At 43.3% G+C, this 15,316-nt stretch carries 13 protein-coding genes; 6 read left to right on the forward strand and 7 right to left on the reverse strand.

The genetic code is table 11. From position 1 onward, the window contains the following. Positions 1–12: 12 nt before the first annotated feature. Positions 13–1,743 carry an SLC13 family permease gene (locus H8B19_RS12705; RefSeq protein ID WP_186507270.1) on the forward strand — a complete coding sequence of 577 codons (1,731 nt, stop codon included), beginning with the start codon at positions 13–15 and terminating at the stop codon, positions 1,741–1,743. 69 nt (positions 1,744–1,812) lie between these two features. On the opposite strand, the gene cysS is transcribed toward H8B19_RS12705, so the two are convergent. Then, positions 1,813–3,195, reverse strand: a complete 1,383-nt coding sequence (cysS, locus tag H8B19_RS12710; protein WP_186507271.1) for a cysteine--tRNA ligase — start codon at positions 3,193–3,195, stop codon at positions 1,813–1,815. Between the two features lie 156 nt (positions 3,196–3,351). On the opposite strand from cysS, the gene H8B19_RS12715 reads away from it, so the two are divergent. From H8B19_RS12715 to H8B19_RS12730, 4 genes are all read left to right on the forward strand, one after another. Continuing rightward, positions 3,352–3,846, forward strand: a complete 495-nt coding sequence (locus tag H8B19_RS12715) for a peptidylprolyl isomerase (protein ID WP_186507272.1) — start codon at positions 3,352–3,354, stop codon at positions 3,844–3,846. Between the two features lie 6 nt (positions 3,847–3,852). Further along, positions 3,853–4,587, forward strand: coding sequence for a UDP-2,3-diacylglucosamine diphosphatase (gene lpxH, locus H8B19_RS12720; protein WP_186507273.1), 735 nt, complete (start codon positions 3,853–3,855; stop codon positions 4,585–4,587). Positions 4,588–4,827: 240 nt separating this feature from the next. Next, the gene (locus H8B19_RS12725; RefSeq protein ID WP_206683188.1) at positions 4,828–6,789 is read left to right on the forward strand and encodes a PhoX family protein; all 1,962 of its coding nucleotides are present in this window, start codon (positions 4,828–4,830) and stop codon (positions 6,787–6,789) included. A 74-nt stretch (positions 6,790–6,863) separates the two neighbouring features. After that, entirely contained in the window at positions 6,864–8,540 is a 1,677-nt protein-coding gene (locus H8B19_RS12730) for a hypothetical protein (RefSeq protein ID WP_186507274.1), read from the forward strand. Between the two features lie 46 nt (positions 8,541–8,586). Here H8B19_RS12730 and miaE read toward each other — a convergent pair whose 3' ends face one another. Further along, positions 8,587–9,366, reverse strand: coding sequence for a tRNA isopentenyl-2-thiomethyl-A-37 hydroxylase MiaE (gene miaE / locus H8B19_RS12735; RefSeq protein WP_186507275.1), 780 nt, complete (start codon positions 9,364–9,366; stop codon positions 8,587–8,589). Between the two features lie 367 nt (positions 9,367–9,733). Between miaE and H8B19_RS12740 the strand changes: the two genes are divergently transcribed. After that, the gene (locus H8B19_RS12740; RefSeq protein WP_186507276.1) at positions 9,734–10,330 is read left to right on the forward strand and encodes a Yip1 family protein; all 597 of its coding nucleotides are present in this window, start codon (positions 9,734–9,736) and stop codon (positions 10,328–10,330) included. Positions 10,331–10,398: 68 nt separating this feature from the next. On the opposite strand, the gene purF is transcribed toward H8B19_RS12740, so the two are convergent. The 5 genes from purF to accD form a co-directional block, all read right to left on the reverse strand. Next, a complete protein-coding gene (gene purF / locus H8B19_RS12745) occupies positions 10,399–11,919 on the reverse strand; it encodes an amidophosphoribosyltransferase (protein ID WP_186507277.1) in 1,521 nt (506 codons plus the stop codon). A 17-nt stretch (positions 11,920–11,936) separates the two neighbouring features. Then, complete coding sequence (locus H8B19_RS12750) at positions 11,937–12,425, reverse strand: CvpA family protein (RefSeq protein WP_186507278.1); 489 nt, start codon at positions 12,423–12,425, stop codon at positions 11,937–11,939. 115 nt (positions 12,426–12,540) lie between these two features. Continuing rightward, complete coding sequence (locus H8B19_RS12755) at positions 12,541–13,140, reverse strand: SPOR domain-containing protein (RefSeq protein WP_186507279.1); 600 nt, start codon at positions 13,138–13,140, stop codon at positions 12,541–12,543. 2 nt (positions 13,141–13,142) lie between these two features. Further along, positions 13,143–14,402, reverse strand: coding sequence for a bifunctional tetrahydrofolate synthase/dihydrofolate synthase (folC, locus tag H8B19_RS12760; RefSeq protein ID WP_186507280.1), 1,260 nt, complete (start codon positions 14,400–14,402; stop codon positions 13,143–13,145). Further along, complete coding sequence (accD, locus tag H8B19_RS12765) at positions 14,402–15,253, reverse strand: acetyl-CoA carboxylase, carboxyltransferase subunit beta (RefSeq protein ID WP_186507281.1); 852 nt, start codon at positions 15,251–15,253, stop codon at positions 14,402–14,404. The genes folC and accD overlap by 1 nt, the downstream gene beginning before the upstream one ends. Positions 15,254–15,316 lie beyond the last annotated feature (63 nt).

Raw genomic sequence — 15,316 nt, forward strand, 5'->3', positions numbered from 1 at the left:
GAGTATACCACCATGACGTTATCTCAGTTGTGGGTAATCGGCCTGTTTTTAGTAACGCTATCGGCGCTTATCTTTAGCAATAAGCGCCCTTCTGCTATTTTCTCCGGACTGTTAATCCTGTTACTCGTGACTAACACTCTTAGTTTTGCCGACGTTAGCCATCATTTAACCAACAATGGATTGATTACCCTCGTTTTATTATTGATGGTGAGCGCCGCCGTGGATAAAACGTCGGTGATCAAACGCTTGGCAAGACGCCTCGTTGTAAAAGGATATAAAACCAGTTTCTGGCGACTATTTAGCCTGACATACAGTGCCTCCGCATTACTAAACAATACTGCTGTTGTAGCGACACTGATTGGTCCGGTAAAACAAAATCAGCATCATGCACCATCACGTTTGCTTATCCCTTTATCTTATGCCGCAATATTCGGCGGTACCCTTACGCTGATTGGCACCTCAACTAATTTAATTGTTGATAGTTTTTTAATTGAACATGGTCATACAGGATTTAACTTTTGGGACTTCACCTTATTTGGTCTGATTGCGGGATTAGCCAGTGCAGTAATTTTATTCATATTTAGCTCGCGTTTACCCGATTTACAAACAACTGAAAAAACCTACAAAGACTATTTCATTGAAACTAAAGTAGAGGCTGATTCTGAACTCATAGGTAAATCAGTCGAGCAAAACCATTTACGTAATTTACCAGAGCTATTTTTAGCAGAGATCATTCGTAAAGGTCGCCTAATCACCCCAGTATCTCCTGATTTAGTGATAGAACAAGGCGATTGCCTAATCTTTACCGGCAATATGCAAAAAGTGGATAGCCTGCAACACATTGATGGACTAAAACTGTTTGCCGAGCACAGCGGATTGCTCAACCAAAACTTAACCGAAGTGGTTATTTCCAATCGTTCTCGTGTTATTGGGAAAACACTTAAAGAAGTTGGTTTTCGGGCACTTTTTGATGCCGCCGTTGTCGCAGTGCGCCGCGATGGTGAGGCTGTCTCAGGAAAATTAGGAGAGATAAAATTACGTGCCGGGGATTTTTTAGTTCTTGCTACCGGACCTGATTTTGAAAGTCGTCACAATATCAGTAAAAACTTTTTTATTGTCAGCGAACATAATTACCAGCAAAAACTGTCATTAACGCAAGAATATCTCACCTTAGGTGGATTTATGCTGGCTGTCACTATCGCTGCATTCAGCTCTGTTAATTTAGCGGTATCTCTGGTGGTATTAATGGGATTACTTACCTTTGCAGGTATCTGCAACGGAAATGAGTTAAAACGTGCATTACCGATTAACTTAATTGTCGTCATAGTGGGTGCATTAAGTTTAGCAACAGCCCTGGAACAAAGTGGCGTCATAAACTTAATCACAGATGCTGTCTATCCATCACTTAGTCAACTATCACCATTCTGGGTACTGGTCATTGTTTATCTCTTCACTTTATTGCTGACAGAAATGGTGACCAATAATGCGGCAGCAGCACTGGCATTTCCATTTGCCTGGGGAATTTGCCAGAGTTTTAATTTACCTGTACTACCCTTTGCGCTGGCTGTGGCATTTGCAGCGAGTGCCAGTTTTATCTCACCTTTCGGCTATCAAACTAACCTGCTTGTATTCAGTGCAACTAACTATAAGTTCAAACACTTCTTACAAATTGGTATTCCGGTATCAATCTGTTATTCAGTGGTGATTTTGTTATTGCTTAAATGGCAGTTCAATCTCGCATGATGTTTATTTTCTGAATAAGAAACCTGTAAAAAAGGCCACTTGCGTGGCCTTTTTAAATTCAATAAATTTTTATATCTTTTTCCAGCTAGTGCCGCCTGGGCCATCCTCCAGAACAACGCCTAACGCTGCAATTTTGTCACGTGCGGCGTCTGCCTCAGGCCAGTTTTTATCTGCACGTGCCTGGTTACGTTTTGCGATAAGCGCTTCAACCTGACTGACAAAGTCATCGTCATGCTGTCCTTTAAAAAACGCATCAGGCTCTTGTTGCAACAAACCCATCACACCGCCTAAATAGCGCAATATTCCCGCTAACTCCTGTGCCTTTGACATATTTTCGACACGGGCAATGTTAATTTCGCGCGCCAAATCAAATAATACTGACATCGCTTCCGGACTGTTAAAATCATCATCCATTGCCTGATTAAAGCGGGTTTGGTAATCGCTTTCTGTTGGCTCAGAAATCGCAACCGCATCAATACCACGCAATGCCGTATACAATCGCTCCAAGCTCGACTGCGCTTGTTTCAGGTTATCCTCACTGTAATTTAACTGACTGCGATAATGTGCAGACATCAGGAAATAACGCACCGTTTCAGCATCATGCTGTTTTAGTACATCCCGCAGGGTAAAAAAGTTGCCTAATGACTTAGACATTTTTTCTTCGTTAACCTGCACCATGCCTGTATGCACCCAGTAATTAACATAAGGTGTATCGTATGCGCAGCACGACTGAGCCACTTCATTTTCATGGTGCGGGAAAATTAAATCAGACCCACCGCCATGGATATCAAAATGTGCACCTAAATGTTTGTGGTTCATTGCCGAACACTCGATGTGCCAGCCCGGACGACCTTTACCCCATGGCGAATCCCAACTTGGTTCGCCTGGTTTGGCTGATTTCCACAACACAAAATCGAGAGACGATTTTTTATCTTCGCTCACTTCAACGCGTGCGCCACTTTGCAACTGCTCGAGATCCTGACGTCCCAGACAACCGTATTTAGGGTCACTACTCACGTCAAACAGCACATCACCACTTGCCGCAACATAGGCATGATTTTTAGCAATCAGACGTTCAATGATATCGATAATTTCAGCCATATGCGTGGTCACGCGAGGTTCAATATCTGCAGGCAATAAACCAATAGCATCAAAGTCTTCATGCATCATCGCAATCGTACGTTCTGTCAGTTGCTCAACGGTTTCACCGTTATCATTGGCGCGATTAATGATTTTATCGTCGACATCTGTGATGTTACGCACGTATTTAACGTCGTACCCAGCATGGCGCAGGTAACGCACCATCAGGTCAAAACTTAAATAAGTACGGGCATGCCCCATATGACACAAGTCATACACTGTAATACCACACACGTACATGCCCACTTTGCCAGCCGCGAGCGGCTTAAATACTTCTTTTTGGCGGGACATCGTATTGTAAATGTGCAGCATTGGTGTTTTTCCTTGAGTATATTAGGGTTTACAATAAATTGGTTGTCGATTCTACCACCCTACCGACACGCCCGCACCTGTCAATCACACTTCAAAATACTGATCAGTCACATAAATTGCGGTACAATCTGCACTTTGCACTTAGCGGATTTAAAGATGGTTAAACTACATACAAATTACGGTGTTATCACCTTATCTATGCTAACGGATAAAGCCCCTAAAACAGTGGAAAACTTTTTAGGTTATGCCAAAGAAGGCTTTTACGACAACACGATATTTCACCGTGTTATCAATGGTTTTATGATCCAGGGCGGTGGTTTTGAGCCTGGAATGGAGCAAAAGCCAACAAAAGATCCAGTAGAAAACGAAGCGGACAATGGTGTTGCTAATAACCGTGGTACCGTTGCTATGGCGCGTACTAATGATCCACATTCAGCCACTTGTCAGTTTTTTATCAACTTAACCGACAACAGCTTCCTTAACTTCCGTGGTCAAACACCAGATGGTTGGGGTTACTGCGTGTTTGCAGAAGTTACCGACGGCATGGATGTGGTTGATAAAATCAAAGCAGTATCAACAGGCAGCCATGGTTTCCATCAGGATGTACCAGTTGAAGATGTGGTAATTCAAAAAGTAGAACTGGAAGACTAACTCACATTGAAAACCCTGTTTATTGCCGATTTGCATTTAACAGAATCACGCCCGGATATAACCCGGGCGTTTTTGGATTTTGTTCAAACCCAAGCCATACAATGTGATGCACTTTATGTATTAGGTGATTTGTTTGAAGTGTGGATTGGCGATGATGATAACAGTCCACTTAATCAACAAGTAAAATCAGCCTTTAAACAATTGCATCAGCAGAATATTCCTGTCTATTTTATCCACGGTAACCGTGACTTTTTAGTTGGCAAACGTTTCGCGCGCGAAACGGGAGTGACGTTACTACCAGAGCAACAAGTTATTGATTTATATGGTACTCCTGTTTTGATTATGCACGGAGATAGCTTGTGTACCCTGGATACCGACTACCAGGCATTTCGCCAACGTTCACGCAGTTGGTGGTGGAAAACAGCAATATTATCTCTTCCACTATTTATTCGCAGAAAAATTGGCGATAACGCCAGACAAAAAAGCCAGCAGGCTAACCAATATAAATCCAGTGATATTATGGATGTCACTCCATCCGAAGTTACTCAGCAAATGAAGCAAGCTGGGGTGAACACTCTCATCCATGGTCATACTCATCGTCCCAATGTTCATCAATTTAGCTTAAATGATCAATCGGCCAGGCGCATAGTGCTGGGAGACTGGTTTGAACAAAATAGCGTACTGGAAGTTACCCCAACCAGTATGCAACTACATTCATCTCCCTTGCCTAAAGCAAACTAAAATCACTAACCTCCCCAAAAAAACCACTGAACAATAGTGGTCATATTTTCATCATAGAAGTTTCATATTTGTGTCAAGTAAACGTCACTTGTGCTTTGTTAGGCTACGGCGCGTATTGATCAGGGTAATGCACTCCGACTCTTTCAGAGCAATCTGAAAAGCTTAAACCCCGTCAATCTCATACTAAAACTAGAGCCTGTTGCTCTGACTATAATGATGCTAATCACAAGGACTATAACAATGATGATTGAGTCTAAACTGGCTAAATCTATTCGCGCGCTTTTGATCACTATGCCTGTAGTATTACTTGCTGCATGTGGCGACGGCGATGATGGCAAAGATGGTGTAAACGGTACTAATGGTACTGATGGCGCATCAGCTTTAACTAAAGTTGTTACTCAGGAAGCAAGTGAAGCCTGCCCATACGGCTCCACATTAGTACAGGCAGGTGTTGATGCTAACGCCAATGGTGAACTGGACGCTGCAGAAGTACAAAGTGAATCAAGCGTTTGTTCAGCTCCTAGTGCCAATGCTCAAATGATTTCCTCTACCGCTCAAATTAAATTCGAAGAAGTTGCCGCACCTCTTTCAAACTATGACAAACGCCAGATTATGGTAGGTCAGGCTAAAGTAGTTGATGGTGAACAGGAAAAAGCCTTAGATGTGGGTTACCACATTCTGGCTCGTTCTGGAGACCGTTTTGGCGACGTAGTATTTGGTCAGCTAGTCGATAAAGATGGTCAGCCAATGTATGGCGAAGATGGTGCGCGTAAAGTATCTGATGCTAACGAGCATACCTCGTTATTACCTATTGACGATAAGCTGTTCTCTGTATCTCAAATGGAATCACGCCCCGGCGCTATGTTCCTGATGGAATTAAATCAGGATCAGACTACGGGTGAATTAAGCGTTAAAAACATGAGTCAAATTGACCAGTCAGGTGTTGACGGTGGTTGGGTACACTGTGCCGCATCTGTCACTCCATGGACCACTCATTTAGCCTCTGAAGAATATGAGCCAGACGCATCAAACCCAGCTAGCGCGTCAAGTATGAACGAATACATGGGCCTGGTAGGTGATACTAATCCATATTTCTACGGCTGGAATATAGAAATAGAAGTGAGCGAAGATGCCACAACCGACCTGAACAAGCATTATGCAATGGGTCGCCTGGCCTTCGAATTATCTTACGTTATGCCTGATTCAAAAACGGTTTACATGTCAGATGATGGTACCAACGTCGGTTTCTTCATGTTCGTTGCTGATACTGCCGGTGATCTAAGTGCTGGTACATTGTATTCAGCCAAGTGGAACCAAACGTCAGCCGAAAATGGCGGTGCGGCTGACCTGACCTGGGTAAACCTTGGGCATGCAACTGATTCTGAAATCAGCGATTATGTACATGGTTCATCAACACAAGCAGCCTTAGGTTTCGCTGATATTTTCGATGTGGATACCGAAAACTGTACCACTATCAGTGCTAACGGTAAGACTGAGTGTTTAGAGCTTCGTTCCGGTATGGAAAAAGCAGCATCCCGCATGGAAACCCGTCGTTATGCCGCATTAACGGGCGCAACCACTGAATTCCGTAAGGAAGAAGGTATTACCTTTGCACCAGACCGTAACAAGGTTTACGTGGCTATGTCAGAAGTTGCAAAAGGCATGACTGATGGTGCTGGCGATATCCAGCTAACCGAAAACAAATGTGGTACGGTTTACGAACTAAACGTAGCCACAGATGCAGTGAACGATACTGCCGGTAACGCGATTAACTCAAGCTCTGTTGTTAAAGATATGACGGCATTGGTTGCGGGCCGCCCAGTATCAGGCGAGGACCCACAAGTCGCAGGCTTTGAAGGCAACAACTCTTGTCATATCAATGGTATCGCTAATCCTGATAACGTGACCTACATGGCAGGTCACAATCAGTTAATTATCGGTGAAGATACCGGCAGTGGCCACCAAAACGATGCGATCTGGACCTATGATTTAGACGCAGGCAGCCTGACTCGTATCCAGACCACACCTTACGGTTCAGAAACCACATCACCTTACTGGTATCCAAACATCAATGGTTGGGCATACCTGATGAGCGTGGTTCAACACCCTTATGGTGAATCTGATGGTGATAAAGACACAGGTACCGGTGAAGGTCGTGCTTACACTGGTTACGTGGGTCCATTCCCAGCCAAAGCTGAATAATCTCTATTCAGTGAAAAACAATAATTAAAAATTCAGGGGGCTATTGCCCCCTTTTGTTCTATCTGGAGATTGCCATGTTTTTTAATTTCCCATCAGTCGTCATGCGTTATTTTGGCATAACAACCTTGCTATGGGTGTTACCTGTTTCTGCGAAAACAATGGATGTGATTTATAACGATGTTCTAAGCCATCCAAGTCCTTATATTCCTGCACAGTGTTATACCAAACCTGAAGTATCAGAAAATCATACAGTTAACCCATGTTATGCCTGTCATACCATGAGCAAACGGCCCAATATGCTGAATGATATTGATGTGCAGCTGAATTACGTTTTTCCGACCAGTGTATTAAAAAACCCATGGAAAAATCTGTTTAAAGACCGCAGCAAGCTAATTGCAGATATTTCAGATGAGCAGATATTAACCTACGTCAGGCAGGACAATTATTTTGATGAACAAGGCAATATTCGCCTGAAAAAACGCTTAAAAGACGACATCAGGTATTTTGATGCGAACAACAATAACAGCTGGGACGGCTATGTGCCCGACAGTTATTTTAACTTTGATAACCAGGGCTTTGACCGTACACCCAATGGCGATTACACAGGATGGCGCAGTTACGCCTATTATCCCCTTCCCGGCAGTTTTATGCCCACCAACGGTTCCACTGATGATGTCAGCATCCGTTTAGCGCCAGCGTTTCAACAAAATGAACAGGGACAGTTTGATCTAAGCATCTATAAAATAAACATGGCAATTGTAGAAGCTATGATCATGGAACAGGATGTGGCAATTGATCCGATTGATGAAAACATCTTAGGTGTGGATCTGGACAAAAACGGCGTGCTTGGCACAGCAAAACAGGTTAAATATGACTGGGCGCCGCTGGAAAAACGTTTTATGTCTTACGTGGGTAAAGCCAAAGTCGAACAACAGCATGGCAACGTACACATGGCGGCAAAACTTTTCCCGGAGGGTACAGAATTTTTGCATTCCGTGCGTTATCTGGACATTGATAATAATGGTCAGGTAAAAATGGCGCCACGCATGAAAGAGCTGCGTTATGCCAAAAAACACAGCTGGATGACCTATTACCAATGGGAGGTTATCGTCAATGCTGAAATTAAAGAACGTCATGATTTCCCGGACCGCACTAAGACTGTTTTAGGCAACGCGGAAGAAGGTGTGAATGTCGCTCAGGGCTGGAATTACCAGGGCTTTATTGAAGACTATCAGGGTGAGCTTCGTCCTCAAACCTATGAAGAACAAATTACTTGTACCGGCTGTCACGGTGGTACCGGCGTGATGATAGACAGCAATATTTCATTTTATCGCAAACTTCCCCATTCAAGTTTCCAGCGTGGATGGTATCACTGGCAACAAAAACCCATGCAGGGTGTTCCTGAGCCTAAACGTGAAAGTGACGGCGAATATGAATATAGCTATTACCTAAAACATAACCCTACAGGTGACGAATTTCGAGCCAACGATGAGGTTAAAGCGAAGTTCTTTAATGAAAACGGACAACCCAGAGAAGAGATGTTCAATAAACTACATCAGGATATAGCGGTTCTTATGTTACCTACTAAACAACGTGCGCTTGATCTAAACAAAGTGTACAAAACCATTGTTGAAGAACAGAGCTTTAAACTAGGCAAAGCGCCACTACTCAGCCCGGCCGACCAGGTTGTATTTAAAGAAGTAACCTTAAATCAGGAAACCGGTATTAAAGAACCGCTAAGCGCATTTTAACTCAATACTGTAAGCGATTAATCAGCAGCCTTTTCTTGAAAATGGATTAGGCTGCGATTGCATCAACTGGCACGCCACTATGAAATTTAAAGTCGTTATCACTTGATAAAATCAAATCAGCTTCGACCTGACCAAAATACTCGACACGTTCACTAATATCCTCACCAGCAATTTCCTGCGCGAGCGATAAATAGTCCTGATAATGACGCGCTTCTGAACGTAACAAGGAAATATAAAATTCACCCAGGCGCTTATCTAAAAACGGAGCTAATTTGGCAAAACGTTCACAGGAGCGTGCTTCAATATAAGCTCCACAAATTAACTTATCGACTAACGCCTGAGGTTCGTGGGTTTTAACATGGGTCAATAACCCTTTGGCATAGCGACTGGAGCTTATGGTGTCGTACGGCACATCAAACAATTGCATCATTTCCAGTACCTGATAAAAATGATGTAACTCTTCTTTGATCAGTAACACCATTTTATCAATCAGATCCTGACTGTAAAGATTGCCCGATTTTGGCATCATTGAACGGCTTAACTTCTCATGTTTATTTAAGGCTCGCCAGTCACCTTGTTTACGATAAGTAAAATCCTCAAACGGTTTAAGCCATTGCAACAAGGCGTCGCCGCTGTCTTTATCCACTGCATATTTGCGGATCAAAAACATGGCGGATTGCGCTGCCTTTAACTCACAAACCAAGTGATCTAATAACAAAACTGGTAGGTTTTGAGGTTTTATGGCTTCATCCAACCACCCTTGGGGGGTTTCACATTGTAAAAACTGGTTAATGGGAGCGAGTAAGTCCTGATAAGCGCTAAGCATGTTAATTCCTGCGAAGTGGTTGTCGAGCTGGAATGGCGCTAAGTAGTGAAACGTCAAAGTGCGCCAGGTTCGGTGCAGATATTACCATAAAACCTGATAAACCCAGTTTATTACGACCTAATTCAGTCAATATCAAATAAATATTTTTTACTAAATCTCAGGTGATATTTAACAAGCTCTTCTACACTTATTTTAAACCTAAGTTGTACAGCTGAATGCCTGATAAATGCTAACTCAGTCAGTACCTTATTAAGTTTGTTGATTATTTAACCAAAAAGTTGTTGACGATTTAACCAAGCTAAAACAAACTGGTGTTAAATAAATGTAAAAAACTATAAAACGGCACAACAGCAGCGAGGTAATCCAAATGATTTTAAATCACATTTTTGGACTCTACACCCATCCTAAAGAAGAATGGCAAACGATAGACAGACGTCATGAAAGTCTGTTGTACAGTTTGTCTCATATTATGATCATTGCTCTTATACCCAGTCTCACCAGTTATTATTCTGCGGTTCATATTGGCTGGAGCATAGGCGTGGGCGATCCAATTGTATTAACCGAGCGCAGTGCAATGATTGTCAGCACAGCGATGTACTTCGGATTAATTGGTGGGGCGCTCGCACTGGCTTATTTAATCCACTGGATGGCAAGAACATTTGGTTCTTCGCCTACCTATACCCAATCACTGGAATTAGCAGCCTATACCGCTACACCATTATTTATGGTTGGTTTTGCATCTTTCTACCCTGTCTTGTGGTTTGTGATGCTGGTAGGACTGGTTGGTCTGACTTACTCGGTGTATCTGCTATATTCAGGCGTTCCCATTATGATGCATATTCCCGAAGAGCGCGGCTTTATCTACTCCAGTTCAGTGGTGACTTGCGGTTTGGTGCTGCTGGTAGTGATGATGGCCTCCAGCGTTATTCTTTGGAGTATGGGCATGGGGCCTGTACTGGCTTAAATTTTCTTAAAAATAAAAAGGCAGCCTGGCTGCCTTTTTTAATGTTTAAAATTGTTTGAACTCAATATTTAGCTATCGCTATCGATATTATGTAATTCAAGATTTGAGATATTAGCACTTTCAGATTTTTGCTTTGACATATCCGAACGTAACAAATCTAATTGCTCCAGATAACCCTGATTCACATCACCCGTAATATATTTGCCATCAAATACTGAAGTATCAAATTGTTTGATTTCAGGATTTTCTTCCCTTACTGCTTCCACTAAATCTGCTAAGTCCTGAAAAATTAGGCCATCAGCTTTAATAAATTCACAAATTTCATCCACTTCACGTCCGTGAGAAATCAACTCATTGGCACTTGGCATATCAATACCATACACATTAGGGAAACGGATTTCCGGCGCTGCTGAGGCAAAATAGACTTTTTTAGCGCCCGATTCACGTGCCATATCAATGATTTGCTCTGACGTTGTACCACGAACAATCGAGTCGTCCACTAACAGTACATTTTTACCTTTAAATTCTGACGGGATCGCGTTTAACTTGCGGCGCACCGACTGCTTACGCATGGTCTGCCCCGGCATAATAAAAGTTCGGCCGATATAGCGGTTTTTAACAAATCCCTGACGGTAAGGAATATTTAACTCCTGAGCTATTTGCAAGGCCACATCACAGGAGGTTTCCGGGATTGGCACCACCACATCGATATCCATATCCTGCCATTCACGGGCAATTTTTTGTCCTAACTTACGTCCCATGTTCACACGGGTTGCATAAACCGACATATTATCGATAAAGGAATCAGGGCGGGCAAAATAAACAAACTCAAAAATACAGGGTGAATTAAGTGGATTATCCGCACATTGCTGCGAGAAAAGTTGCCCATCTTCTGTGACAAAAATGGCTTCGCCTGGCGCCAAATCACGGATGAATTTAAAACCTACTGCATCAAGCGCGACACTTTCCGAGGCAACCATATACTCGTCACCTTCAGGCGTAGTGCGCTTGCCTAATGATAATGGACGAATACCAAAGGGGTCGCGAAATGCCACCATGCCCACACCGATAATGGCGGCAACACAGGCATAAGCACCACGTATTTTACGATGAACATTGATAACAGCAGCGAAAACATCTTCCGGGCGCAAATGCATATTGGGACATTGTTGCAATTCATGGGCGAAGATGTTGAGTAAAATTTCGGAATCTGACGTGGTATTAATGTGACGACGCGCCACTTTAAATACTTCATCCTGTAATTCGTGGGCGTTGGTTAAATTCCCGTTATGCGCAAAAGCAATTCCAAATGGCGAGTTTACATAAAACGGCTGAGCTTCAGCTGAACTAGAGGTGCCCGCTGTAGGATAACGCACATGACCAATACCAAACTGACCACTTAAACGTTGCATATGGCGAGTATGAAACACATCCCGTACTAAACCATTTGCTTTACGCAGGTGAAACATGCCTCTATCTATAGTCACAATGCCGGCGGCATCCTGGCCACGATGCTGCAACACAATAAGGCCATCATAAAGGGCCTGCACAACCGGCGTCTTACCGACAATACCAACAATACCACACATGTCTGTTACCTATTTAATCAGATCGTATTTAGAAAACTGGAGTTACTTTTAAGGTAAGTAAAGAACCATTCAACCACGACTTTGAATTCGGGAATAAGCACCGAAGACTGCCACCAATCCGCATTCGATGCTGGCGTGAATACATCCATAAAAAATAACATTGCGCTGACTATTAACGCGCCACGCAACAGACCAAAAACCGCCCCTAAAGAACGATCTGTTCCGGTTAATCCGGTATGTTGCACCAACTGTGCAATCATATAATTAAGAAGCCCCCCCAGAATAAGGGTGACCACAAAAAGAATAGCGATAGCAATGCCATTTCGGATCATGGCATCATCAAAATTTGTCAGGTAAACCGCCAGATCAGCGTAAAACTGGCTGGCAATAAAAAAGGCACCGATCCACACAGCTAAAGAGATCGCCTCTTTGACGAAGCCGCGCACCAGACTTATTAAGGTAGAAAGTAAAATGACGCCTAAAATGGCGAAATCAATCCAGTTCATAACCACACGTTGCTGTGAAAATGCGCGCGAATTCTAACAAAAGGGCTGGATGAGCGCCACATTAAAGTTAAGACAAATCAATTCACTTAACTTCACAACGCTCATAATTTTCAGGCTATTTGACCTCGAATTCCGTCACACGCCCCTTTAAACCAGTGACTTCTTTAAGGTGAGGGATCGAATTTTCCAGCTTGCTTTTATCAACATCCGGACCAACAAACACTTTAGTTAACTCCCCTGCGCTGGTTTGAATTTTTAAACTAAAAGCGCGATAACCGGCGGTTTGCAATTTAACCAACAGCTCCTTTACGTTGCGGCTGTGGCGAAACACCCCGAGTTGCACTACCCAGCCAGCATTTTCAGGCTCAGTGGCAATTTGCTTTTCCAGCGCTTGTAATTCGGCGTGATCATTTGCTTGTTCTGTGGGTGATTCACTAACAGTTTCTTCAACTGTGTCTTGAGTATCGCCATCCTGTGGATCATCAAGCACAGGATCATTCACCACTTCCACCTGACGCGTGACATTCTGAGCCACCTGCTGGTGTGGAAATGCAACGGTATTGTTGACGGGTTTTGACACCGGGCGTTGAGGAATAGGCACGAAATTATCTTTATGTGAGACTTTTTCACCATCAAGAATGTCCGGCAAAAAAATTACCGCTAAAGAAACCACCACTATGGTGCCGACCAGTCTGTTTTGAAATGCCGAGGCCAAACCTACGCTCCTTGATTAGAATTTAACTGCATGACTTCTGAGACCGTATGAAACGATCCAAACACCACAATTAGATCCTCTTTTTTAGCATTTTCAAGCGCTTGTTGAAAAGCTTGTTTTACTGTCGGAAATGATAACACCGATTTTTGCTGATGCAGCACTTTATTAAGCGCTTCCGCTTTCCCCCCTCTTGGCCCATCTAAACTCGCGGTGTACCAGTTGGCATTTAATGGTAAAAACGTGCTCAGACTATTAAGGCTGTCTTTGTCATTTAACATGGCCACCACTAAATGCAAATGCGCAAATTCGATGCCAAGGATTTTGTTAGCTAAATAACCACAAGACTGCGGATTATGCGCCACATCAAGCATAACCACTGGGTTACGTTGCATAATCTGACAACGCCCCGCTAACGTGACATTTTCAACCAGTGTATAAAGCTGCTGGGCATTTAAAGGCAAGTCTAACCACTCAATAACGGCCAATCCATTTGCCACATTGTCAGCCGGAATATTGGCGTTAGGTAAGTCAATTTGTTCCTGTTTGCCTTGCCAGACCAATCCAGTGTTTTTCACCACAAGTGAAAAGTCTTTTCCTTTGAATAAAGCATGGACTTTGCGCTCATTAATGGCATCAAGCAAAGACTGAGGCGGGTCTGTTTCACCTATTATCGCGGGTTTGTCTGCCCGTAAAATACCGGCTTTTTCGAAGGCAATTTTTTCGCGGGTATCGCCTAACCAATCCTGATGATCGAGGTCGATAGTGGTAATCACCGATAAATCCGGTTCTACGATGTTAACCGCATCAAGGCGGCCGCCTAATCCTACTTCGAGTAATACAACATTTACCTGCTCTGCTTCAATCAACACCAATGCCGCCAAGGTTGCAAACTCAAAAAAGGTAAGAGCAATATCTCCCCTCACCTGTTCAATTTTGCAAAACGCGTCAATATGTTTTCGCTCATCCAACATTTTGCCGTTAATCCGCACACGCTCACGGTAATCAACTAAATGAGGTGAACTGTACACGGCAACGCTTTGCCCTGCGGCTAAACAAGCCTGCTCGACGATTGCACAGGTTGTGCCTTTACCATTAGTGCCACCAACCAAAACAACTTTACTGTTAGCAAAATCAGGTGAAATACGCTGATAAACTTTACGAACGCGATCTAAACCTAACTCAATATTTTTGGGATGAAGTTTTTCAAGGTAATCTAACCAAGCCGGCAAGGTAGCCGGCATGGTCGAAGCAGAATTGTGCATTATTGAATGTGCTGATGATGTAACTTGCTAAGAATGCTGTGTACTTTATCACGCATTTGACGACGATCGACAATCATATCGATAGCGCCTTTTTCTAATAAAAACTCACTGCGCTGAAAACCTTCCGGTAATACTTCACGCACCGTTTGTTCAATAACACGAGGACCGGCAAAACCGATTAAGGCTTTAGGTTCAGCAATATTCACATCCCCCAACATCGCTAAACTAGCAGACACGCCGCCCATGGTTGGATCAGTCAGAACACTAATAAAAGGTAAACCTTTCTCACTCATTTTAGCCAATGCCGCACTGGTTTTTGCCATTTGCATTAATGAAAGCAAAGCTTCCTGCATACGCGCGCCACCACTGGTGGAAAAACACACAAACGGCATATTATGTTCAAGACTGGCCTCAACGGCTTTTACAAATCGAGCACCAACCACAGAGGCCATCGAGCCCCCCATAAAGGTAAACTCAAATGCGGCAGCTACAATAGGCATACCTTTCAGTTTACCCTGCATGACCACCATCGCATCTTTTTCGTTACTGGCTTTTTGCGCAGCACTGATGCGATCTTTATATTTTTTGGAATCTTTAAATTTAAGGATGTCCTTTGGCTCCAATTCGGCGCCTAGCTCCTTACGCTCGCCCTGATCTAAAAAGTGTTCCAGACGCGAACGAGCCTTAATACGCATATGGTGATCACACTTAGGACAAACTTCTAATTGTTTTTCCAGTTCGACTTTGTACAAAGTGGCTTTACATTCTGTACATTTTGCCCACACGCCCTCCGGCACATTGCTTTTAGTGGAAGATTGGGTGCGTGGTAGAATTCTTTCAATCCAACTCATTTACTATTATTCCTGCTTATTCGCTGATAGTTGGTTGTAACAACGGCGCATCAAATATGCCCC

The organism is Neptunicella marina, from assembly GCF_014270035.1.
Lineage (GTDB): Bacteria > Pseudomonadota > Gammaproteobacteria > Enterobacterales > Alteromonadaceae > Neptunicella > Neptunicella marina.

Coding starts and splice junctions, on each gene's coding strand:
- cysS (WP_186507271.1), bottom strand. CDS start 3,195: ATGCTGCACATTTACAATACGATGTCCCGCCAAAAAGAAGTATTTAAG.
- H8B19_RS12705 (WP_186507270.1), top strand. CDS start 13: ATGACGTTATCTCAGTTGTGGGTAATCGGCCTGTTTTTAGTAACGCTA.
- H8B19_RS12740 (WP_186507276.1), top strand. CDS start 9,734: ATGATTTTAAATCACATTTTTGGACTCTACACCCATCCTAAAGAAGAA.
- H8B19_RS12730 (WP_186507274.1), top strand. CDS start 6,864: ATGTTTTTTAATTTCCCATCAGTCGTCATGCGTTATTTTGGCATAACA.
- H8B19_RS12725 (WP_206683188.1), top strand. CDS start 4,828: ATGATGATTGAGTCTAAACTGGCTAAATCTATTCGCGCGCTTTTGATC.
- folC (WP_186507280.1), bottom strand. CDS start 14,402: ATGCACAATTCTGCTTCGACCATGCCGGCTACCTTGCCGGCTTGGTTA.
- H8B19_RS12715 (WP_186507272.1), top strand. CDS start 3,352: ATGGTTAAACTACATACAAATTACGGTGTTATCACCTTATCTATGCTA.
- H8B19_RS12750 (WP_186507278.1), bottom strand. CDS start 12,425: ATGAACTGGATTGATTTCGCCATTTTAGGCGTCATTTTACTTTCTACC.
- accD (WP_186507281.1), bottom strand. CDS start 15,253: ATGAGTTGGATTGAAAGAATTCTACCACGCACCCAATCTTCCACTAAA.
- purF (WP_186507277.1), bottom strand. CDS start 11,919: ATGTGTGGTATTGTTGGTATTGTCGGTAAGACGCCGGTTGTGCAGGCC.
- miaE (WP_186507275.1), bottom strand. CDS start 9,366: ATGCTTAGCGCTTATCAGGACTTACTCGCTCCCATTAACCAGTTTTTA.